Annotated in this window: 18 protein-coding genes; 12 read left to right on the top strand and 6 right to left on the bottom strand. The window is 69.9% G+C overall.

Features of this window, described 5'->3' with window-relative positions; all coding sequences use genetic code 11:
- Positions 1–2: 2 nt before the first annotated feature.
- From CTB96_RS20365 to glgX, 3 genes are read right to left on the bottom strand one after another with little or no spacing between them, the layout of a single operon-like run.
- Positions 3–941, bottom strand: coding sequence for a hypothetical protein (locus CTB96_RS20365; protein WP_146215824.1), 939 nt, complete (start codon positions 939–941; stop codon positions 3–5).
- The gene (gene ybaK, locus CTB96_RS14470; RefSeq protein ID WP_110127547.1) at positions 938–1,429 is read right to left on the bottom strand and encodes a Cys-tRNA(Pro) deacylase; all 492 of its coding nucleotides are present in this window, start codon (positions 1,427–1,429) and stop codon (positions 938–940) included. Before ybaK ends, CTB96_RS20365 begins: the two co-directional genes overlap by 4 nt.
- Complete coding sequence (glgX, locus tag CTB96_RS14465) at positions 1,426–3,483, bottom strand: glycogen debranching protein GlgX (RefSeq protein ID WP_110127546.1); 2,058 nt, start codon at positions 3,481–3,483, stop codon at positions 1,426–1,428. The genes ybaK and glgX overlap by 4 nt, the downstream gene beginning before the upstream one ends.
- 90 nt (positions 3,484–3,573) lie before the next feature.
- On the opposite strand from glgX, the gene CTB96_RS14460 reads away from it, so the two are divergent.
- From CTB96_RS14460 to CTB96_RS14445, 4 genes are all read left to right on the top strand, one after another.
- Positions 3,574–4,767: a cysteine desulfurase family protein gene (locus tag CTB96_RS14460; RefSeq protein ID WP_110127545.1), complete on the top strand. Its 1,194-nt coding sequence runs from the start codon at positions 3,574–3,576 to the stop codon at positions 4,765–4,767.
- Between the two features lie 3 nt (positions 4,768–4,770).
- A complete protein-coding gene (gene mnmA / locus CTB96_RS14455) occupies positions 4,771–5,970 on the top strand; it encodes a tRNA 2-thiouridine(34) synthase MnmA (RefSeq protein ID WP_219993265.1) in 1,200 nt (399 codons plus the stop codon).
- Complete coding sequence (gene ligA / locus CTB96_RS14450; protein WP_110127543.1) at positions 5,963–8,248, top strand: NAD-dependent DNA ligase LigA; 2,286 nt, start codon at positions 5,963–5,965, stop codon at positions 8,246–8,248. The genes mnmA and ligA overlap by 8 nt, the downstream gene beginning before the upstream one ends.
- A gap of 188 nt (positions 8,249–8,436) precedes the next feature.
- A complete protein-coding gene (locus CTB96_RS14445; protein WP_110127542.1) occupies positions 8,437–9,441 on the top strand; it encodes an NAD-dependent epimerase/dehydratase family protein in 1,005 nt (334 codons plus the stop codon).
- A gap of 87 nt (positions 9,442–9,528) precedes the next feature.
- Here the strand turns inward: CTB96_RS14445 and CTB96_RS14440 are convergent, their stop codons facing one another.
- The gene (locus CTB96_RS14440; protein WP_110128503.1) at positions 9,529–10,557 is read right to left on the bottom strand and encodes an NADPH:quinone reductase; all 1,029 of its coding nucleotides are present in this window, start codon (positions 10,555–10,557) and stop codon (positions 9,529–9,531) included.
- Between the two features lie 230 nt (positions 10,558–10,787).
- Between CTB96_RS14440 and CTB96_RS14435 the strand changes: the two genes are divergently transcribed.
- Genes CTB96_RS14435 through CTB96_RS14410 form a run of 6 tightly spaced genes read left to right on the top strand, consistent with a single transcriptional unit; the run spans position 10,788 to position 17,053 of the window.
- On the top strand, positions 10,788–12,221 hold the full coding sequence (locus CTB96_RS14435) for an alpha/beta hydrolase (protein ID WP_110127541.1): 1,434 nt from the start codon (positions 10,788–10,790) through the stop codon (positions 12,219–12,221).
- A gap of 36 nt (positions 12,222–12,257) precedes the next feature.
- Positions 12,258–12,554: an Asp-tRNA(Asn)/Glu-tRNA(Gln) amidotransferase subunit GatC gene (gene gatC, locus CTB96_RS14430; protein ID WP_110127540.1), complete on the top strand. Its 297-nt coding sequence runs from the start codon at positions 12,258–12,260 to the stop codon at positions 12,552–12,554.
- A 5-nt stretch (positions 12,555–12,559) separates the two neighbouring features.
- Positions 12,560–14,107, top strand: coding sequence for an Asp-tRNA(Asn)/Glu-tRNA(Gln) amidotransferase subunit GatA (gatA, locus tag CTB96_RS14425; RefSeq protein ID WP_110127539.1), 1,548 nt, complete (start codon positions 12,560–12,562; stop codon positions 14,105–14,107).
- Positions 14,107–15,630 (top strand): Asp-tRNA(Asn)/Glu-tRNA(Gln) amidotransferase subunit GatB, encoded by a 1,524-nt coding sequence (gene gatB / locus CTB96_RS14420; RefSeq protein ID WP_110127538.1) that lies wholly within the window; start codon positions 14,107–14,109, stop codon positions 15,628–15,630. Before gatA ends, gatB begins: the two co-directional genes overlap by 1 nt.
- Entirely contained in the window at positions 15,630–15,941 is a 312-nt protein-coding gene (locus CTB96_RS14415; protein ID WP_110127537.1) for a hypothetical protein, read from the top strand. The genes gatB and CTB96_RS14415 overlap by 1 nt, the downstream gene beginning before the upstream one ends.
- A complete protein-coding gene (locus CTB96_RS14410; RefSeq protein WP_110127536.1) occupies positions 15,938–17,053 on the top strand; it encodes a VIT1/CCC1 transporter family protein in 1,116 nt (371 codons plus the stop codon). Before CTB96_RS14415 ends, CTB96_RS14410 begins: the two co-directional genes overlap by 4 nt.
- On the opposite strand, the gene CTB96_RS14405 is transcribed toward CTB96_RS14410, so the two are convergent.
- Together CTB96_RS14405 and CTB96_RS14400 are read right to left on the bottom strand one after the other, a co-directional pair.
- The gene (locus tag CTB96_RS14405) at positions 17,050–17,691 is read right to left on the bottom strand and encodes a TIGR03086 family metal-binding protein (protein ID WP_248283385.1); all 642 of its coding nucleotides are present in this window, start codon (positions 17,689–17,691) and stop codon (positions 17,050–17,052) included. The two genes, CTB96_RS14410 and CTB96_RS14405, sit on opposite strands and share 4 nt — an antisense overlap.
- A gap of 153 nt (positions 17,692–17,844) precedes the next feature.
- A complete protein-coding gene (locus CTB96_RS14400; RefSeq protein ID WP_181397268.1) occupies positions 17,845–18,189 on the bottom strand; it encodes a DUF3566 domain-containing protein in 345 nt (114 codons plus the stop codon).
- A gap of 324 nt (positions 18,190–18,513) precedes the next feature.
- Between CTB96_RS14400 and CTB96_RS14395 the strand changes: the two genes are divergently transcribed.
- Together CTB96_RS14395 and CTB96_RS14390 are read left to right on the top strand one after the other, a co-directional pair.
- Positions 18,514–19,533, top strand: coding sequence for an LLM class flavin-dependent oxidoreductase (locus tag CTB96_RS14395; protein ID WP_248283384.1), 1,020 nt, complete (start codon positions 18,514–18,516; stop codon positions 19,531–19,533).
- 29 nt (positions 19,534–19,562) lie between these two features.
- Entirely contained in the window at positions 19,563–20,171 is a 609-nt protein-coding gene (locus CTB96_RS14390; RefSeq protein ID WP_110127534.1) for a hypothetical protein, read from the top strand.
- Positions 20,172–20,205: the final 34 nt, after the last annotated feature.

Raw genomic sequence — 20,205 nt, 5'->3', positions numbered from 1 at the left:
CGCTATTCCGCGACGCAGATGGATTCGTACTCGATGATGAGGTTGTAGCCGATGTCGTCGGTCGCGTACACCCCGACGCGTTCGATCGCACCGCCGGACACACGCACCTGCGGGTGGATGCGGTCGACGGTCGTGTCGCCGCCGGATCGGCGGGGCTCGTACCCGGCATCCCGCCAGTACGCCTCCACCGCGTCAAGGGCGGCGAGGGGGTCACCGGGGGTGTCGTACCGGTCGCCGCTGCTGGAAATGATCACGCCGGGCCCGAGATTGCTCAGCTGGCAGGGCTCGGATCTGAGCCCGGGCGCATCCTCCCCGGGCAGCAGGGTGTCAGGCACGGCGCCGCCGGCCACCGCGGCCAGATCCGTCAGCAGGCTCTCGGCCTGGGCCCGCACCTCGTCGGGGGTGAACTCGGTTTCGGCGGGGGTCGGTGAACTCGACCGAACGGCGGCGTCCTCGATGGCCCCGACCACGGAGTTGCCCAGGGCGGGACCGACAGCCAGCACCCCGAGGCTGACGCAGATCACTCCCCAGACCGTGGCCGACCCGGCGACGCTGCGGGTGGCCTCTCTGTGGCGATGTCTGCGACCCAGGACCAGCAGGGCGACGGGGAATGCACACGCGACGATCAGCAGCACGATCGAGATCGACACGAACGCGGCCAGTTCGATGTCGCCGAGATCCCGTCGGAGAACGGCGCCGAGCATGCCGACCGCGCCGCCGACCAGGGCGATCACGCTCATCACCTTCAGAGTGCCGATCGTGCGTTGCACCCGGCGGGACCCGTCATCCGGAACGAACTCGGCGAGGTTCACCGGCATCGGCTCCGGCTCCGGGGGAGAGGCCTGCGCCGGTGCGTACTCGGTATCCGGGTCCGGGGGGATGGCGGGGCCGTACGGGAAGGGGCCAGGCAGCGGGTCGGGGTCTCTGGGCGGAATGGTCATCGGTCCCGTGCGATCGCGCTCACCGTGGCGCCGGTGACGGAGACGAGGTCGGCGGGGGAGAGCTCGAGGTCGAAACCGCGGCGGCCGCCGGAGACGAAGACGGTGTCGTAGAGCTCGGCGGTCTCGTCGAGGACCGTGGTGTGCCGTGCCTTCTGGCCGATCGGGCTGATCCCGCCGAGCACGTAGCCGGTTTTGCGCTCGGCGACCTTCGGGTCGGCCATGACGGCCTTCTTGGCGCCGACGGCCGCGGCCAGGGCCTTGAGGTCGAGTTGGCCGGAGACCGGCACGATCGCCACGACGAGAACACCGTCGGCGTCGGCGAGCAGGGTCTTGAACACCTGGTCGGGATCGAGGCCGAGCTTGTCGGCCGCCTCGAGGCCGTAGCCCGTCACAGCGGTGTCGTGCGGGTAGGAGTGGGCGATGAACCGGATGCCGGCGTGCTGCAACGCGACGGTGGCGGGCGTGCCGCCGGCATCCGGCTTGCTCATGCCAGCGCCTCTTCGGCCCGTAAGAGCAGCATCGAGGTGCCGCCCATGGTGAGCACGGCGCCGGGCATGTACGAGCTCTGCACCTCCCGGATGTCGTCATGGCTGGAGTCCCAGAGCACCGTGTACCCCGACACCCCGGTGTGCAGGGGCAGTACCACGTCGACCGGGGTCTCGAGGCCGTGCACGATCAGCAGGATGCGGTTGAAGTCCTCGTGCTCCGGCGTGCTCGCGGCGAGGTACTGCAGGGTGCGTTCCTGCGGGGAGTTCCAGTCGGTCTCCGACATGGACTGCCCGGCGGCGTTGTACCAGTCCATCTGGCTGGCACTGAGGGTGGTGTGGCCGGGCCGGCCGAAGCGCACCGGGCGCAGGGCCGGGTTCTCCCGGCGCAAGGTCAGCAGCTGCCGGGTGACACGGTGCAGGTCTTGCTGCCAGTCGTCGAAGTTCCAGTCCAGCCAGGTGAGCTCGCTGTCGTGGCAGTAGGCGTTGTTGTTGCCGCGCTGGCTGCGGCCGAACTCGTCGCCGGCGGTGAGCATCGGCACCCCCGCCGACAACAGCAGGGTGCCCAGCAGATTGCGCATCGCCCGGCGACGGGTGCGCAGCACGGTCACGTCGCGGGTGGGGCCCTCCACACCGTGGTTGAACGAGTTATTGCCGTTGGTACCGTCCCGGTTCGCCTCACCGTTGCCCACATTGTGCTTGACGTTGTAGGCGGTGAGATCGGCCATCGTGAAACCATCGTGCGCGGTGATGAAGTTCAACGACGCCAACGGGCCGCGCTCCACCGAGAAGGTGTTCGCGGAGCCGGCCAGGCGGGAGGCGAACCGGCCGATGCCGCTGTCGGAGGTGGAGTTCTCCCGCACCGCGGCGACGTCGGTGAGCCAGAAGGAACGCATCCGGTCGCGGTAACGGTCGTTCCATTCCGACCAGCCCTCGGGGAAGTTGCCGGTCTGCCAGCCGCCCATGCCCACGTCCCACGGTTCGGCGATGAGCTTGACGCCGGCCAGGGCGGGGTCGTCCCGAATCGCGGTGAGAAGCGGATGCTCCGGCGTGTAATGCACGTTCTCGTCCCGACCGAGGGTGGCCGCCAGGTCGAACCGGAAGCCGTCGATCTGCACCTCGTTGGCCCAGTAGCGCAGGGAGTCCAGCACCAGGCGCCGGGGCACCTCGTGGCCGAAGTTGACGGTGTTGCCGCAGCCGGTGACGTCGATGTAGCGACCCTGGGCATCCTGCCGGTAGTAGGTGGCGTTGTCGATGCCGCGCAGGCTCGTCACCGGGCCGGCGGGGCCCTCTTCGGCGGTGTGGTTGTAGACCACGTCGAGGATGACCTCGAGGCCGGCCTCGTGCAGCAGCTTGACCATGCCCTTGAACTCGCGGAGCACAGCCTCCGGTCCGGCGGACTGGGAGGACTGGGTGGCGTAGTCGGCGTGCGGGGTGAAGAAGTTGAAGGTGTTGTAGCCCCAGTAGTTGGACAGGCCCTGCTTGATCAGGCGCTGCTCGGAGACGAAGGACTGCACCGGCAGGAGTTCCACCGCGGTCACGCCGAGGTTCTTGAGGTACGCGATGGTGCTCTCGTGGGCGAGCCCAGCGTAGGTGCCGCGCAGTTCGACGGGCATCGCGGAACTGAGTTTGCTGAGGCCGCGCACGTGGGCCTCGTAGACCACGGTGTGGTCCATCGGGGTGTTCGGCTTCGAGGAGCCGGCCCAGTCGAACTCACCGTCGACCATCGAGGACTGCCACTGGTCCGGTCCCACCCGCACGAGCCCGCGGGCATACGGGTCGATCAGGGTCTTCTCCGGGTGGAAGGAGTGCGTGGGCCCGTTGGGACCTGACACGCGGATGCCGTAGCGGCGGCCCGTGGTGAGGGTGCGGCTCCGGCCGACCCAGACGTTGTTGTCGCCGCGCACCATCGGCACCGTGCGCACGATCCAGTTCGGGTCGGTGTTGTCGAAGATGCAGAGTTCGATCGCCTCGGCGTGCTCCGACCAGACGCGCAGCTCCCCACCATTGCTCGTAGCGCGGACGCCCAGGTTGCGAAGGGAGTCTGGTGCTGTCATGAGATCTAGAGTAATGAGTGCGGACGATCTTTATTGACCAGCGCCGGGCAGTCAGCCTGGCCGCGCACGTGAGCTGAAGGAGGCGAGCAGATGCCGGTATATCTTGACCACGCGGCGACGGCGCCGATGCTGCCGGCCGCCATCACGGCGTACGCGGAGGCCATGGCGGTGGTGGGCAACCCCGCCTCGATCCACAGCCAGGGACAGAACGCCAAACGGATGCTTGAAGAGGCCAGGGAACGCGTGGCCGCGAGCGTCGGAAGCGACCCGATCGAGATCGTCTTCACCGGCAGCGGCACCGAATCGGTCAACCTCGCCATCAAGGGGCTGTACTGGGCGAGGGCGCCCCGCACACGGATCCTCGTGCCCGGCGGAGAACACCACGCCACCGTCGACACCGTGGAGTGGCTTGCCCAGCAGGAGGGGGCGGTGGTGCAGTGGATTCCGCTGGACGCCCTCGGCCGGATCGACCTCGCGGCGCTCGCCGCGGCCATCGCCGAGAACCCCGACGACGTGGCCCTGGTCTCCCTGCTCGCCGCCAACAACGAGGTGGGAACCCTGCAGCCGATCGAGGAGGTGGCGGCGCTCGCCGCAGCCGCCGGCATCCCGGTGCACGTCGACGCCATCTCCGCCTACGGGCACGTGCCGATCGACTTCGCCGCCCTGCACGCGGTCGGCGTCTCGGCGCTCAGCGTTTCGGCGCACAAGATCGGCGGCCCGGTGGGCATCGGTGCGCTCGTGCTCTCCCGCACCGCCACGGTCGTGCCGTTGATCCACGGCGGCGGACAGCAGCGCCAGGTGCGCAGCGGCACCCAGGATGTCGCGGCCGCGGTGTCGTTCGCGGTCGCCGCCACGGCCATGACGGCCGAGCTGGCGAGCGAGAACGAGCGTCTCGCCGTGCTGCGCGACCGGGTGATCGCCGGAGTGCGCGCAGCCGTGCCGTCGGCCGTGCTGAACGGCGACCCGGACTCATCCGGCCGCCTGCCCGGCAACGCCCACTTCACCTTCCCCGGCTGCGAGGGCGACTCGTTGCTCTTCCTGCTCGACGTGGCGGGAGTGTCGGTGTCGACGGGGTCAGCCTGCCAGGCCGGCATCCCCGAGCCGTCGCACGTGCTGCGCGCCATGGGCCGCAGCGAGGCGGAGGCCCGCAGCGCGCTGCGGATCACGCTCGGCCGCACCTCGACCCAGGCCGATGTCGACGCGCTGCTCGACGCTCTTCCGGTGGCCTGGGGGCAGGCGATCGGCGCGGGAATGGCCGACTCGGCGCCGCGTGCGTACACTTAACCAGTGAAGATTCTGGCAGCAATGAGCGGTGGGGTGGATTCCGCCGTGGCCGCAGCCCGCGCGGTCGAGGCAGGGCACGAGGTGGTCGGGGTGCACCTGGCCTTGTCGCGCATGCCCGGCACGCTCCGTACCGGCAGCCGCGGCTGCTGCACCGTCGAGGATTCGATGGACGCCCAACGGGCCGCGAACATCATCGGTATCCCGTACTACGTGTGGGATTTCTCCGAGCGGTTCAAGCTCGACGTGGTCGATGACTTCATCGCCGAATACGCTGCCGGCCGCACGCCCAACCCGTGCATGCGCTGCAACGAGAAGATCAAGTTCGCAGCTCTCCTCGAGAAGGCCATCGCCCTCGGCTTCGACGCCGTGTGCACCGGGCACTACGCCTCGATCGTGACGGATGCCGACGGCAACCGCGAACTGCACCGCGCCAGTGCCTGGGCCAAGGACCAGTCCTACGTGCTCGGCGTGCTCACCAAGGAGCAGCTCGCGCACTCGATGTTCCCCCTGGGCGCCACGCCGTCCAAGGCCGAGGTGCGCGCAGAGGCCGCCGAACGCGGCTTCTCCGTGGCGAACAAGCCGGACTCTTACGACATCTGTTTCATCCCCGACGGTGATACCCGGGGCTGGCTCGGTGAGCGGGTCGCCCCGGCGACGGGCGACATCCTGGACCGCGAGGGCAACAAGCTCGGCGAACACGAGGGCGCCGTGGCGTTCACCGTCGGCCAGCGCAAGGGCCTCTCCATCGGCACGCCCGCCGCGGACGGCAAGCCCCGGTTCGTGCTGGAAGTGCGCCCCGTGTCGAACACTGTGGTCGTTGGCCCCAAGGAGGCCCTGGCGATCAGGGAGATCGCCGGCACCAAGTTCACCTGGGCGGGCCTCGCGCCAGAGCACCCCGAGATTGAATTCGCCTGCGACGTGCAGATCCGCGCCCACGCCGACCCCGAGCCCGCCGTGGCCCAGGTGATCAGCGTGCCCGCCGACCCCACCGCGACCCCGCCGGTGGAGGCGCACACGGAGCTCCGCATCCTGCCGAACGAACCCCTCACCGGCGTCGCCCCCGGCCAGACCGCCGTGGTCTATGTGGGCACCCGGGTGCTCGGCCAGTGCACGATCGACCGCACGGTGAGTGCCGTGCCGGTTCGTGCGATCCCTGACGTTGCTGTTCCGGTTCCCGCCGACTCCGCGACGATCAATGCCTGACGCCACCGGAGCGTCACCGGCCGCAGCCCTGGCGGCCGCCGGAGAGAAAGCCGCGAGCCTCACCAGCCGCATCCTCGAGGCCCGCGACGCGTACTACGAACAGAACGCCAGCGTTCTCTCCGACGCCGACTACGACCACCTGATCCAGCGGCTGGAAGAACTCGAACGACTCTTTCCCGAGTTGGCCAGCCAGGACAGCCCCACCCAGACCGTGGGCGGCCGCGCCGAGACCACCCTGTTCGACCCGGTTCAGCACGCCGAACGGATGCTCAGCCTCGACAACGTCTTCTCGATCGAGGAGTTCGAGGCCTGGGCGGCCAAGGTGGAGCGCGATGCCGGCCGGCGCGTGCACTACCTCTGTGAACTCAAGATCGACGGCCTGGCCATCAACCTGCGCTACCAGAACGGTGTGCTCGTCAGTGCGGCCACCCGTGGTGACGGTGTGGTCGGCGAGGACGTCACCGAGAACATCGCCCTGGTTCCCGGCATCCCCGAGCGGCTCAGCGGCACCGGGCATCCGCCGCTGATGGAGGTGCGCGGCGAGGTGTTCTTCCCCGTCGAGGCCTTCCGAGAACTCAACGCCGCCCAGAGCGCCGCGGGCGACCGGGTCTTCGCCAACCCGCGCAATGCCGCCAGCGGTTCGTTGCGGCAGAAGGCCGAGGGCAAGAACGCCGACCAGCTCGCGCTGATGAAGGCCAGGCTCGGTCGGTTGCGCATGCTCGTGCACGGCATCGGCGCGTGGGAACAACCCGGCGCCGACGCGCAGTCCGCCGTGTACGCGCTCCTGGCCGGCTGGGGCCTGCCCACCAGCACGCACTTCAGGGTCGAGCCGACGGCCGCCGAGGCCGCCGCGTTCATCGAGTACTTCGGTGAGCACCGCGCTAGCGTCGAACACGAGATCGACGGCATCGTGATCAAGGTCGACGAGCTCGCGCTGCACGCCGAACTCGGCGCCACCAACCGGGCGCCGCGCTGGGCGATCGCCTACAAGTACCCGCCGGAGCAGGTGAACACCAAACTGCTCGACATCGTGGTGAGTGTCGGCCGCACCGGCCGCGCCACCCCGTTCGCCGTGATGGAACCGGTGCGGGTTGCCGGCTCCGTCGTGCGCCAGGCCACCCTGCACAACCAGGATGTGGTCAAGGCCAAGGGCGTGCTGATCGGCGACACTGTCGTGCTGCGGAAGGCCGGCGACGTCATCCCAGAGGTTCTCGGCCCGGTCGTGGAACTGCGCGACGGAACCGAGCGCGAATTCGTGATGCCAACCGACTGCCCGGTCTGCGGCACCCCGCTCAAGGCCGCCAAGGAAGGCGACATCGATCTGCGCTGCCCGAACGCCCGCAGTTGCCCCGCCCAGGTGCGCGGCCGGGTCGAACACATCGGTTCCCGTGGCGCCCTCGACATCGAAGTTCTCGGCGAGGTGACCGCGGCAGCGCTCACCCAGCCGAGCGTCCCAGAGACCCCGCCGCTGGACACCGAGGCCGGCCTGTTCGAGCTCACCCTCGACGACCTGCTGCCCATCTCTGTGGTCGTGCGCGACGCCGAGACCGGCCTGGCCCGCGAAGACGACGACGGTACCGTGCGCCAGCGCACGCCCTTCCGCCGCAACCCGACCGCGGCCGAGAAGAAAGCCGGCCTCACCGGCCCGCAGGCCTCTTCCAACGCGGTCAAGCTCATCGCCGAGATCGAGCTGGCCAAGACCAAGCCGCTCGCGCGCATCCTGGTCTCCCTCAACATCCGTCACGTGGGCCCGGTGGCGGCGCGTGCCCTGGCCAACCACTTCGGCTCGCTGGACGCGATCCGGGCGGCCTCTCGCGAGGAGCTCGCCGAGGTCGACGGGGTCGGCGGCATCATCGCGGATGCCGTGATCGACTGGTTCGAGGTGGACTGGCACCGCGAAATCGTGGAGCGCTGGGCCGCCGCCGGGGTGCAGTTCACCACGCCCGGGCATCCGGGCCCTGGTGCCGCCGCCGCTGCCGGGGGAGTGCTGACCGGACTCACCGTCGTGGCGACGGGGTCTCTGGAGGGCTTCACCCGGGAGGGTGCCTCCGAGGCGATTCTCGCCGCCGGCGGCAAGAACGCCTCGAGCGTCTCGAAGAAGACCGACTACGTGGCCGCCGGTCCCGGTGCCGGGTCCAAGCTGGCCAAGGCGGAGGCCCTGGGCCTGCGCATCATCGACGCGGACCAGTTCCGGCTGCTGCTGGAGTTCGGCCCGGCCGGGTTGCCGGATGCCGAGCCGACCGAGCCGGAACCGACGGCCGAGGCCGACACGGACTAGGTCTGCTCCGACGGGCGGGCGTCCTCCGGCGCTGCCGACCAGGTCGCCGCGCTCGTTTCCGCACATCGCACGGTAGAGGTCGCCCTGGACCGTGCGATTCCCGGAAAGCAGGGACGTGATTGCAGACATGCTGTGCCCAGAGCGAACCGCGCTTGCTGCCGGATGCCGATGTTCGGTTAGCTGGCCGCATGCGATTCCTCATCCTCGGCGGAACGGCCTGGCTCGGCAGCACCATCGCGGCAGCGGCGAGCCGGCACGGCCATCGGGTCACCTGCCTGGCCCGCGGTGAATCCGGCGAGGTGCCGGAGGGGGTGAGTTTCGTGCGCGGCGACCGCACCAGGGCAGACGCCTACGACACCGTGGCCGCTGCGGAGTGGGATGTGGTGGTGGATGTCTCCCGGCAGCCCGGGCAGGTGGCAGCCGCCGTTGCAGCGCTCCGTGAGCGCGCCGGCTCCTACACCTTCGTCTCCTCCAGCAACGTGTACGCCGGCACCGCCATCCCGGGAGAGGACGAGAGCGCCGCGCTGCTGCCGGCCCTCGAGGGCGACGTGATGGAGAGCATGGACACCTATGGCGAGGCCAAGGTTGCCTGCGAACAGCGGGTGCTCGACGCCTTCGGGCCGCAGAACTCGCTGATCGTGCGGTCCGGCCTGATCGGCGGGCCCGGTGACGTGTTCGACCGCAGCGGCTACTGGCCCCTCCGGTTCGCCCAGCCGGCCACGGACGACCACAGCGTGCTCGTTCCAGACGTACCGGCCATGCTCACCCAGCTGATCGACGTGCGTGACCTCGCCGAGTGGATCGTCGACGCCGCCGAGGACGGCACCGCCGGGGTGTTCAATGCCGCGGGGGAGACGGTCTCACTGGCAGAGCACCTGGCCGTCGCCCGCGCTGTGGCCGGGCACACCGGCCCGGTCGTTGGCGCCGATGCCGCCTGGTTGCTCGGGCACGAGGTGCAGCCATGGTCCGGCCCCCGGTCCCTGCCGCTCTGGCTGCCGTTGCCCGACTACGCGGGCTTCAACGCACGGGACAGTTCCGCGGCCAGGGCAGCCGGGCTCGTCACCCGGCCGCTGGCCGAGACCCTCGCCGACACACTCCGCTGGGAACGCCGGCGCGTGACCCAGGGCGCGCGCCGCGCGGGACTCAGCGATGCCGACGAGGCCGCCCTCCTGGCCGAGCTCGCCGCCCGCTGATCCGGTCGTTCCCAGGCGCCAACTGTTCCCGAAACGGGCAACGTCTGGGCGAACGTTGGCGCGGCGGCGCGTGTGGCGAGCGGCGGGTCAGGCCGGCGGGGCGACGTCGATGAGCACCTTGCCCACCACTCCGGCTTCCACGGCGGCGTGAGCCTGCGCGGTCTGCTCCAGGGTGAATCTTCGCAGGGGAAGGCCGGCGTCCGCGCCGACCGCGAACACGCCGTCGGCGGCCGCGGCGCTCACGTCGTCCCTGGCCGCATCGAGCGCCGGCTGCCCCACCGTGTAGAGCAACACGAACTGGTAGCGCACGTTGGCGGCCATGTTCGGGCCGGCAGTCAGGGTGACGCTGCCGCCGCCATCCGTGGCATAGATGGCAACGGATGCGCGGGGGGCGGCGACAGCAACGTCGAGCGCAGCATTCACGGCCGGGGCCACCTCCACGATCAGGTTCACCCCGGCCGGAGCCAGCGCACGAATCGTGCCCGCGGTGTCGCCCTCGGTGTACACGACAACGTGGTGGGCGCCCGCGGCCTCGGCCAACGCGGCCTTCTCGGCACCGCTGACCGTGGTGATCACCGTCGCACCCGCCCAGCGGGCCAGCTGGATGGCGGCGTGCCCCACGGCGCCGGCGCCGCCCGCCACGAGAACGGTGCGGCCGGCGAGTGCGCCGGGGTGCAGCCGGTTCGGGCCGTCCTCGGCCACTGTGAGGGCGCGATGGGCCGTCATCGCCGGCACGCCGAGGCTGGCACCGACATCGAAGCTCGCGGCATCCGCCAGCGGCGCGACCCGGTTGGCCGGCAGTACCGTGAACTCCTGCGCGGTGCCGCTGGGACGCTGGTACGCCGCCAGATGGAGCCACACCCGGTCACCCACCGCGAAGCCGGTCACACCGTCGCCCAGGGCGTCCACAACCCCGGCGCCGTCCTGGTTGGGGATCGTCTCGCTCACCTCGGCGCTGAGCACACCCTGCCCGCGGCGGGACTTCCAGTCGGTGGGGTTCACCCCAGACACCACCACCCGAACGCGCACCTCCCCGGCGCCGGGTCGGGGCACTGGCCGCTCGACGATCTGCAGTACGGATGGGTCACCTGTTTGCGTATAGACGATGGCTTTCATGCTGTGCAGAAACACCCGTGGCGACCGAATGCTTCCCGCCGGGAGGGTGTTCTGGGCGAATTGCGAAACGCCGCCGAAACATTGGGTGCAAATCGTGTCCAAACTGCCCCGGATGACCCTCTATGAGGGGCATTGGCGGCTCCCGCGAATCTGTAGGCTGAGAGCGCATGACTTGCCAGTGGCGTTGAGTCTGCTAGCTACTACACGTTCGGGAGGGGACGGGAGACGTCGTGCTTTTCGAGGCCGCTGCACTGGTGACTGCCTCGCTCGCCCTGGTCGGGGTCGGCGGGTCAACCGGCGTGCCCGAATACTCCCTCGTTTCGGTGCAGCAAACCGTCGCCGAACGCCTCTCCGACCGACAGAGCGACGCCGGTGCCGCACCCCTCTGGGCCCAGGTGGAGGTGCAGTCGGCCGCGTCGGTGGACATCGACCTCGCCTCCCTGCGTTCGATGACCGGTCCGAACCTGCTGGTGGGCATGTCTCAGCTGCCCCTGGCCGACCTGGCGACCTTCGCTGCCGACTACCCGACGCACATCGACGCCCTGCTCACCGCCCCGCCGAAGGCCACGGCGGTGACGGCCTGGTGGACCATGCTCGATGCCACCCAGCGCGCCGCCCTCACGGCCGCGACTCCGCGACTGGTGGGCAACCTCGACGGTGTTCCGCTCGCGCAGCGCAGCCGGGCGAACGAGATCTACCTGAGCGACTCCCTCGCCGCAGCGACCAGCGCCCTGACCGGGTCCCTGTCAGAGACCGAGCGGAAGACCCTCACCAGCCGGGTTGCGATGCTCACGCAGGTGGCCGAAGCGCTCAAGTCGAGTGATGGCGGCCCCAAGCGCAGCCTGATCCTGCTCGACATCACCGGAACCGGCCGCGCAGCAATCGCCCTGGGCAATCCAGACACCGCCGATTTCATCGGCTACCTGGTTCCAGGCATGAACTATCAGGTCGAACCGCAGATCGTGAACTGGACCACCGTGGCCGACGACCTGTATCGCGAGCAGGCCGCGGTGCTGACTGGCGCGTCGACCCGCACTGACGACGACACCACGACGAAGTCTGGATCCACCCTCGCAGGTTTCACGGCCGCGGCAGGAGCCTCCGCGTCGTCCCGGGCCGCAACGCCCACCATCGCCACCATTTCCTGGATCGGCTACGAAGCGCCCGACCTGTTCTCGGTCGCCGGCCGTGACCGGGCACAGACCGGAGCTGGCTTCCTCGAGACGTCCTGGGCCGGCCTGCGCGCCACCCGCGGTGCCGACCAGCCCTACATCTCGGTGTTCGCGCACTCCTACGGCTCGACGGTGTCCCTGATGGCGCTGGCCAACGGTTCGGTCGAGGTGGATGCGCTCGTCGTCGTCGGGTCTCCCGGCAGCGAGATCCAATCGGCCGAGAACCTCAAGGTCGCCGATCACAACGTCTTCGTGGGCAAGGCGGACTGGGATCCGGCCGTGAACTCGGCGTTCTTCGGCAGCGACCCCGGCGCCGCGTCCTACGGTGCCAGGGTGCTCGGCGTGCACGGTGGCACGGATACCGTCACCGGCGCGAGCCTCGCGGCATCCGTCGGTCACAACGACTATTTCAAGCCCGGAAGCGAGTCGCTGCACAACATGGCGTTGATCGGCACCGACCAGGCGGAACTGGTCAGCGGCGACACTGAATAGACTTGAAGCTTCCACTTCGATTTTCTTGGGAGTTTCATGTCTGAAATCACGGCCGAGCAGGTTGCCCATCTGGCCAACCTCGCCCGGATCGACCTCAGCTCGGCTGAAATCGATCGTCTGACGATCGAACTCGGCCAGATCGTCGACTCTGTCGCCAAGGTCGCCGAGGTCGCGACGCCCGACGTGCCGGCGACCAGCCACCCGATGCCGCTGACGAACGTGTTCCGCGACGACGTCGTCGTGCCCTCGCTCAGCGTCGAACAGGCCCTCTCCGGTGCCCCGGACCGCGCCGGCGACAAGTTCCGCGTGCCCGCCATCCTGGACGAGGAGTAACCCCAGTGACCAACCTGATCAACCAGACCGCCTCCGCGCTGGCCGGCCTGCTGGCCGACGGCACGGTGAGCTCCGTCGACGTCACCCGTGCGCACCTCGACCACATCGACGCCGTCGAACCCGATGTGCACGCCTTCCTGCACGTGGCCAGCGACGCCGCCCTCGCCACCGCCGCCCGGGTGGATGCCCGCCGCGCCGCCGGCGAGAAGCTCGGCCCGCTCGCCGGCGTGCCGATCGCGATCAAGGACGTGCTCGCCACCCTCGACATGCCGTCCACCGCCGGATCGAAGATCCTCGAGGGCTGGATCCCGCCGTACGACGCCACCGTCGTCAAGCGCATCCGCGACGCCGACCTCATTCCGCTGGGCAAGACCAACATGGATGAGTTCGCCATGGGGTCGTCCACCGAGCACTCCGCCTACGGCCCCACCCACAACCCGTGGGACCTGGACCGCATCCCCGGTGGCTCCGGCGGTGGCTCCGCGGCCGCCGTCGCCGCCTTCGAGGCGCCCCTCGCGCTCGGCAGCGACACCGGCGGATCCATCCGCCAGCCCGCCGCCGTCACCGGCTCCGTCGGCGTCAAGCCCACCTACGGCGGGGTGTCCCGCTACGGCGCCATCGCGCTGGCCTCCTCGCTCGACCAGGTCGGCCCCGTCACCCGCACCGTCCTGGACGCCGCGCTGTTGCACGACGTGATCGGCGGGCACGACCCGCTCGACTCCACCTCGCTCACGGATGTCTGGCCGTCGATGACCGCCGCAGCCCAGGCCGGTCTGAAAGACGGTGCGCTGAAGGGCGTGCGTGTCGGCGTGATCAAGGAACTGAACGGCGCGGGCTTCCAGCCCGGCGTCAAGCAGCGTTTCGAAGAGACCCTGGCCCTGCTCACCGCGGCCGGCGCCATCGTCAGCGAGGTGAGCGCCCCGAACTTCGAGTACGCGGTCTCCGCCTACTACCTGATCCTGCCCGCCGAGGCCTCCAGCAACCTGGCCCGCTTCGACTCCGTGCGCTTCGGTATCCGGGTCAACCCCGACGACGGCCCGCTCACCAGCGAGCGCGTCATGGCGGCCACCCGCGACGCCGGCTTCGGCGACGAGGTCAAGCGCCGCATCATCCTGGGCACCTACGCGCTCAGCGCCGGTTACTACGACGCCTACTATGGCAGCGCCCAGAAGGTGCGCACCCTCATCCAGCGCGACTTCGCCGCCGCGTTCGACCAGGTGGACCTTCTCGTCTCGCCCACCGCGCCGACTACGGCGTTCAAGTTCGGCGAGAAGCTCGCCGACCCGATGGCGATGTACCTCAACGACATCACCACCATCCCGGCCAACCTGGCCGGCATTCCCGGCATGAGCCTGCCGATGGGCCTGGCGCCCGAAGACGGCCTGCCCGTCGGCCTGCAGGTGATGGCCCCCGCCCGCGCGGATGCCCGCCTGTACACGTTCGGCGCCGCCGTCGAGCAGCTGCTCGAGGCGCACTGGGGGCACACCCTGCTCAGCCAGGCGCCAGCGTTGGCCCACACCGAAATGTTCGCAACCGAAGGGGGAGCCGTCTGATGGCCGCAAAAGCCGAATTGATGGACTACGACAAGGCCCTCGAACTGTTCGAGCCGGTGCTCGGCTTCGAGGTACACGTCGAACTCAACACCAAGACCAAGATGTTCTGTGGCTGCGCCAACGAGTTCGGCTCCGGCGCCAACACCAACACCTGCCCCACCTGCCTGGGCCTGCCCGGCGGGCTGCCGCAGGTCAACCGCCAGGCCATCGAGTCCTCGATCCGCTTAGGGCTGGCGCTCGGCTGCGAGATCGCCGAGACCAGCCGGTTCGCCCGCAAGAACTACTTCTACCCCGACACGGCGAAGAACTTCCAGACCTCGCAGTATGACGAGCCGATCGCGTTCAACGGCCAGCTCACCATCGAGCTGGAGAGCGGCCGCCAGGTCACGGTCGACATCGAGCGCGCACACATGGAGGACGACGCCGGCAAGCTCACCCATATGGGCGGCGCGGCCGGACGTATCCAGGGCGCCGACTACTCGCTGGTGGACTACAACCGCGGTGGCGTGCCGCTGGTGGAGATCGTCACCCAGATGATCGAGGGTGCAGAGGCCGACGCCCCGGAGATCGGCAAGACCTACGTCGCCGCCATCCGCGAGATCGTCAAGGCGCTCGGCGTCTCCAACGCGCGCATGGAAGAGGGCAACGTGCGCTGCGACGCGAACGTGTCGCTCCGCCCGCGCGGCTCCAACATCCTGGGCACCCGCACCGAGACCAAGAACGTCAACTCCCTGCGCAGCGTCGAGCGCGCCGTGCGGTACGAGATCCAGCGCCAGGCGGCGCTGCTCACCGCCGGCGGCACCATCACGCAGGAGACCCGGCACTGGCACGAAGACACCGGCGTCACCTCTGCCGGCCGGCCCAAGAGCGACGCAGATGACTACCGCTACTTCCCCGAGCCCGACCTCGTGCCCGTCGCCCCGTCGCGCGCCTGGGTCGAAGAGCTGCGCGCCACCCTGCCCGAGCCGCCCGCGGCCCGGCGCAAGCGTTTGCAGGCCGACTGGGGCTTCGTCAACCTGGAGTTCCAGGATGTCGTCAACTCCGACCTCCTCGATGTTCTGGAAGCCACCATCGCCGCCGGCGCACCCGCCCAGGCCGCCCGCAAGTGGTGGACAGGCGAGATCGCCCGGCTCGCCAACGCGACCGGTGTCTCCGCCGACAGCCTCGTAACGCCGGTGCAGGTCGCCGCGCTGATCGAGCTGATCACCGACGGCACCCTCACCGACCGCCTGGCCCGCCAGGTGCTCGAGGGCGTCATTGCCGGCGAGGGCACCCCGAGCGAGGTCGTCGCCAGCCGCGGACTCGCCGTCGTCAGCGACGACGGTGCGCTCATCGCCGCCATCGACCAGGCACTCGCCTCGCAGCCCGATGTTCTCGCGAAGATCCGCGACGGCAAGGTGCAGGCCGCCGGCGCCGTCATCGGTGCGGTCATGAAGGCCATGCGCGGCCAGGCGGATGCCGCCCGGGTGCGCGAGCTCGTGCTCGAACGAGCCGGCACCGCCCCGGCGGAGTCGGCAGAGTAGTGGCCCTCTTCAAGCGCCGTCCGGTGGACGCCCCCGCAGCAGCGGGGGCGGCCGCCGCCTTCGGCGTTGGCATGCAGGTTGTCGTACGCCTGGACCGCAGCCGCTACCCGGACTCCCTGGTGGAGGACCCGATCGGGGTCATCACCGCACCGGGCGAGCTCGTGGGCTCCGCGCTGTACGCCCCGGTCGTGGGCAAGGACGCAATCTGGGTCGTGCACTTCGAGGAGCCGTTCTACGGCCTCGACGGCACCGGACCGCACGAATCCGCCCGGGTGTCGCAGCGCTCGCTCGAGGCCGCACCAGAGGCATGATCGCCGTGGCCGACCAGATCCAGCCGCCGGAAGCTGACATCCGTCGGTGGCGACAGTACTTGGCCGACGAGCAGGCTGAAGCCGCGGTCTATCGCGACCTGGCCGGCCGGCGGAGCGGCGAGGAACGGGAGATCCTCCTGGCCCTGGCCGAGGCCGAGGGCCGGCACGAGGCGCACTGGCGTGCCCTGCTCGGCGACCGGGTTGGTCCGCCCCGCAAGGGCGCGCTGCGCACCCGGATCCTGGGTCTGCTCGCTCGCCGGTTCGGCTCGGTCTTCGTACTCGCGCTCGCGCAGCGCGCCGAGGCCCGCTCGCCCTACGACGGCGACGCCGATGCGACCAGCGCCATGGCCGCAGACGAGCGTATCCACGAGGAGGTTGTGCGGGGACTGGCCGCCCGCGGCCGCCAGCGACTCTCCGGCACCTTCCGGGCCGCCGTCTTCGGCGTGAACGACGGCCTGGTGAGCAACCTGGCGTTGGTGCTCGGTATCGGCGCCACCGGGGTGCCCACCGCCACCATCCTCTTCACCGGCATCGCGGGCCTGCTGGCCGGCGCCCTGTCGATGGGCGCGGGGGAGTACGTCTCCGTGCGCTCCCAGCGTGAACTGCTCGACGCATCCACACCCAACCCGGCGCCGCGCACAGTGCTCTCGCATCTGGACGAGGCCGCCAACGAACTCACCCTGGTCTATCGGGCGCAGGGCATGTCGATCGAAGACGCCGAGGTGCACGCCCGCGAGGTGTTGCGCACCGTGGCCATGGCGACAGGCTCACTGGAGCTGAGCCGGGTGGCTGCCGCCGCGGCCGCCGACGCCGAGATTGACGAGCACGAGGCCATCGGCACCGGCATGGGCGCCGCCATCTCGAGCTTCTGTTTCTTCGCCTCCGGAGCCCTGCTGCCGGTGTTGCCCTACCTCTTCGGCATGCAGGGCCTCGCGGCGATCGTCGTCGCCGCCGTGCTGGTGGGCCTGGCGCTGCTGGCGACCGGCGCCGTGGTCGGGTTGCTCTCCGGCGGTCCGCCCCTGAAGCGGGCGCTCCGCCAACTGGCCATCGGCTTCGGCGCCGCCGGCGTCACCTACCTGCTCGGCCTGCTGTTCGGCACCACCGTCGGCTAGCGGCGGTCGTCGCGGCCGGTGAGGGCGAGCAGACGGGACTGCAGCGGGGCATCCGCCGGCATCGGAACCGGGGAGTCGAACAGGCCGCTGGCCTCGAGGGTCTCCCGCTGCGGTTCGAAGACCGTCCAGACGGCCTCGATCAGGTCGTCGTCGAGCTCCTCGTCGGCCGCCGTGGCCCGGGCGAGATCCCAGGAGTGGATGGTGACGTCGGAGACCTGCTCCCGGAGGTAGTCGAGCACCGTCACGGTGTCGTACGAGAGCTGAACGGATGCGTCGGCCGGCGCCGCCTGCCAGGCTTCGGTAGCGCGGGTGGAGTGGGTGTGCCATTCGGCAGCGAGGTCATCGCCCAGCGGGTCGACCCGGCGCTGGGCCTCGTCGATGCTCAGTCCGGCGAGCAGGGGCGGAATCCACTGCTGTTCCTGCGCGACGTGGCGCACCAGATCGCCCACGTTCCATTCCTTGTCGGGGGTGGGGGCCGACCAATCGTCGACGGCGGCCACCCGCTCGCTGAACTCGTGGTGGGCCTTCTTCTGCAGGGCGAACCAGTCGATGGTCGCCGAGTCGGCTGCGGATGCGGGGTTGTCGGGGGTCGCGGTGTTATCGGTCGCGGCGTTGCTGGTCGCGGTGTTGTTGGTCACAGTGGGCTCAATTCTTTGCTGGGTCACGCGTGATCCGCCACGAGGTGGTCGTCTCTTGGTGGGTGCAACGACACCGTGGGCGCTGGCATTCCACGGTCGCCCGTATTCGCCTGCGCCTCCGTCACCCTGCTCCCGGGCGTGCCCGGTCAGCCCTCAGGAGTTGCGAAAGCCCACGAACGTGCCGCCGGTCACCCGCACGCTGAGGTTGAACAGCAGCGCATAGAGCGCGCCCAGCGTCGTGATCAGCACGGTGTTGAGCAGGACCACCGCCGCGATGAAACCGCCGACGACCCCGGGGTCGAGAAACTGGCCGAGGTTCACCGGCTTGTTGGTGAGATCCTCGAACACACCGGTCACGCTCGAGAACACCTCCGTGTCGGTCAGGAACCGCACGACGAGCAGCAGGAGTACCACCGTGACCACGTTGAGGCACACCGAGAGCACAAAGGCGAGCTTTGTGCTCGACCACACCCCGATGTGCGCCAACGCGAGTCGCATCTGCCTGACCGGTTCCCCCCGGTCTCCCTTGCGAGCCAGCCTCTCGGCGACGTCGGTCACCGTGTTCTCCCGACCCTCATGGTTCCCGCGGGCGCTGTCCTGCCCGCCGTGTGAAGCGGCGAAGACGACTGCTGCACCATAATTCCCCCGAATCATTTTTTTCCCCTTACCCGTATATGTCCGGCCAGGGCTGGATCGTCTCACCGGCGTCCAAGAAACTTTTCGGAATACGCCGGGGGACGTGAGAATCGGGCCGGACCGGCTGTACGTTCGAGGGGAGAGCCCGTGCACCGCTCACCCGGTCACCGAACAGAGGAATCGCCCGTGCCCGCTGCCATCGCCGTCATGCTGCCCAGGGATCTGCCCGCCGCCCAAGTGGTGCCATACGCCCGCCGCGCGGAGGAACTGGGTTTCGATGAGATCTGGGTGGTCGAGGACTGCTTCTTCCGAGGCGGAATCGCCCAGGCCGCCGTCGTGCTCGCGTCGACCAGCCGGATCGTGGTGGGTATCGGCATCCTCCCGGCCGCCGCACGCACTCCCGCCTTCACCGGCCTGGAGGTCTCCACCCTGGCAGAGCTGTTTCCGGGGCGGCTGCAGGTGGGAATCGGCCACGGCATGCCCGACTGGATGCGGCAAGCCGGAGCGTGGCCGGCCAGCCCGCTCGCCATGCTCGCCGAGAATCTCGACCTTCTCCGCGGCCTGCTGCGCGGCGCGACCGCCACCGTCACCGGCCGCTACACGAACGCGGATGCGGTGAGCCTGGCCAGCCCTCCGGCCACCGTGCCGCCCGTCCTGGCCGGCGTGCGCGGGCCCAAGTCCCTGGCGCTGGCCGGCGCCTGCGCCGACGGCGTGGTGCTCGCCGAACCCGTCACCCCCGAATACCTGGCCGCGGCCCTCGCGGCGCTTGACACCGGCCGGGACGCCCCGGCCGGTGCGCACGGCTTCCCCGACCTGCGCCCGGCCCTGGGCGAGAGGCACGTGGTGGCCTACAACGTGGCTGCTGTGCACGACGACCCCGCGGAGGCCCGCAACCTGGCGCGGCCGGCGCTGGAGTGGATCGGCGACCCGGACTGGGAGCCGCACATCCGAGTGCTGCCCTTCGCCGAGGAGTTCGCGGCGTTGAGCGCCGCCAGCGTCAACAGAGCGGACTTCGCCCTGGCCCTGCCCGACGCGTGGGTCGACCAGCTCGCTGTCGTGGGTACCGCCGCATCCGCCCGGCACCGGATCGACGAGCTGCACGCGGCGGGGGCGACCAGCGTGGTGCTGATCCCGGCCGGCCCTGACCCTGTGAATGCACTGGAGTCCTTGGCCGGTGTCCTGTCGGAGCAGGGAGGCGGAGCCTAGGCTGGACATCCAACCGAAGGAGAACGCTGATGGGATTCCTCGACCGCCTCTTGGGCCGACCCGAACAACCGGAGCAGAGCCGCCAACCCGCGACACCGGAACGCTCAGAGGACGAGATCGCCGTTGAGCGCTACCGCTATCTGCTGCGCACCGCGCCGCCGGAGACGATCGAGCAGGTGCACACCGAAGCGTTCAGCAAGCTCACCGACGAGCAGCGTGACCTGCTCTTCCAACAGCTGACCGAGAACGCCATGGAGGGCGAACGCCCCGCGAACGCCGAGCCGGCCACCCTGGCCCAGTCCGCCACCCGAGCTGAACTCCGCCAGCCCGGCACGATGGAGCGCACCTTCGGCGGCGAGCAGGCCGGTGGCCGGCAAGGGCCGGGTTTCGGCAGCATGCTCGGCGCGTCACTCCTCGGAACCGTCGCCGGCTACGTGGTGGGCTCGGCTCTGGTCAGCGCCTTCCTGCCCGACCTGGGCGGCGGGGCGGATGCGTCCGCCGACGCCGGTGACGCCGGCGCTGACTCCGGTTCCGACCAAAGCGGCGAGTACGGCGGGGATTCCGGCGGCGACGCGGGTGGCTGGGGCGACTTCGGCGGTGGCGGCGACTTCGGTGGCGGCGATTTCGGCGGGTTCTAACCGGTCGCCGACCACCCCGACCCTGTATTCTCGA

Source organism: Cryobacterium arcticum (assembly GCF_003185895.1).
Taxonomy (GTDB): Bacteria; Actinomycetota; Actinomycetes; order Actinomycetales; family Microbacteriaceae; genus Cryobacterium; species Cryobacterium arcticum.
The sequence above is the reverse complement of the archived record's forward strand: the minus strand, read 5'-3'. Positions and strand labels throughout refer to the sequence as shown.